The organism is Caulobacter sp. P1_B12_2 (assembly GCF_056406675.1).
Genome location: NZ_JBFTZS010000757.1, coordinates 1 through 1,174, shown reverse-complemented (window position 1 = coordinate 1,174; position 1,174 = coordinate 1). Strand labels below are relative to the sequence as shown.

Genomic DNA, 1,174 nt, shown 5'->3' with positions numbered 1-1,174 from the left:
GTCCCCTGCCCCAACGTCGATGCGCCTGATCGAACGCTACCTTTTCCGCCAGCTTCTGGGCCCGACGCTTCTGGCGACGTTGGCCCTGGTGGCGCTTGCCCTGCTGGCGCGCAGCCTGTCGGAGTTCGATGTCCTGATCGAGCAACGCCAGAGCGCGACGGTGTTCCTGAAGATCATCGCCCTGGCTTTGCCCCAACTGCTGGCGATGATTCTGCCGATCGCCCTGTTCGTGGCCACCCTGGTGGCGCTGAACCGGCTGCATACCGAGCAGGAGATCGTGGTCTGTTTCGCGGGCGGCATGAGTCGCTGGCGCGTGATCTCGCCGGCCATACGGCTGGCCTTGTTCGCGACCCTGATGTCGCTGGTCATGAGCCTTTGGTTGGCGCCGTGGAGCTCGCGAGCGATTCGCGAGACGTTCTTCGACATCAAGTCGGACCTGGCCTCGACCCTGGTGCGTCCGGGCGAGTTCACCGAGCCCGGTCCGGGACTGACGGTCTACGCCCAGACGATCGACCGGGACCAGATCATCCACAACCTTTTCATCCACCAGGACAAGGCCAACGGCGGCGCCATCACCTACACCGCCCGCGAAGGCGTCATCGCCGAACGCAAGGGCTTGCCGGTGCTGATCCTGCGCAAGGGCTCCAACCAGGAGTTCTCCCGTTCCGGCGTGCTGCAGTACCTGTCGTGGGACGAGTACACCTTCGACCTGTCCTCGTTGTTCCAGAGCGACGAATTGCTCCACTACAAGATCGGCGATCGCTACCCGCACGAACTGTTCTTCCCCGACCTCACCCAGGAGTGGGAGCAGCAAAATCGTGAAAAGCTGCTGTCGGAGGGTCATTGGCGCCTGGCCAGCCCGCTCTACAGCCTGGCCATGATGTGCRTGGCCCTGGCGGCCGTGATCGGCGGATCGTTCAGCCGGATGGGGTATGGCAAGCGGATYGCGCTCGTCGGCGCCGCCGCGGCGATGATCCAGATCCTGGGCTTCGGCGTGAAGGCCGCCTGTGACAACGACGTCTGGCTCAACCCGCTGCAGTACGCCGTGCCACTCGGGGCGATCTGGTGGGGCCTGAGCCAAATCTTCCGCCAGAAGGTCAAGCGCTACATCGCCATCGGCACCCACGACGAGCTCCAGCCGTTGGGGGCTCAATGATCGGCGTCGGCATGATCG

The 1,174-nt window shown here is 64.3% G+C and carries 1 protein-coding gene; it reads left to right on the top strand.

Annotated features, from left to right (window positions below; translation table 11 throughout):
• Positions 1–19: 19 nt before the first annotated feature.
• Entirely contained in the window at positions 20–1,156 is a 1,137-nt protein-coding gene (gene lptF / locus AC1DZ6_RS25530; protein ID WP_477099880.1) for an LPS export ABC transporter permease LptF, read from the top strand.
• The last annotated feature ends 18 nt before the right edge of the window (positions 1,157–1,174 follow it).